At 57.7% G+C, this 239-nt stretch carries 1 protein-coding gene; it reads left to right on the forward strand.

The genetic code is table 11. The annotated features are described in order from the left end of the window. Positions 1–238 (forward strand): DUF4060 family protein (locus JSN25_RS17200; RefSeq protein ID WP_204525175.1); only part of this gene is annotated, 238 nt, incomplete at its 5' end. Position 239 lies beyond the last annotated feature (1 nt).

Here is a 239-nt window from a genome sequence, read left to right on the forward strand (position 1 = left end):
ACTAATTAACCGAGGCAATCAGCAATCCCCGTTAGCGCGTCAGGCGTGCGATATCGCGCTGGCCACTCATCACGAACGTTACGGCGACTACGGGCGCAGCAAGATGAAGGAGACATACACGGTGAGAGTTGAAGGTGTGAAGGTCTGGGTGGAGGTAGTGAACCGTAAGGCTAGCTACGTGGCCACGGCGATGACAGGTATGCGCCGGTTGCGCGCGCTACCTGGCCAGGTGAGTTGAT

It is taken from the genome of Citrobacter cronae, assembly GCF_016893685.1.
In the GTDB taxonomy this organism is placed as follows: Bacteria; Pseudomonadota; Gammaproteobacteria; order Enterobacterales; family Enterobacteriaceae; genus Citrobacter; species Citrobacter werkmanii.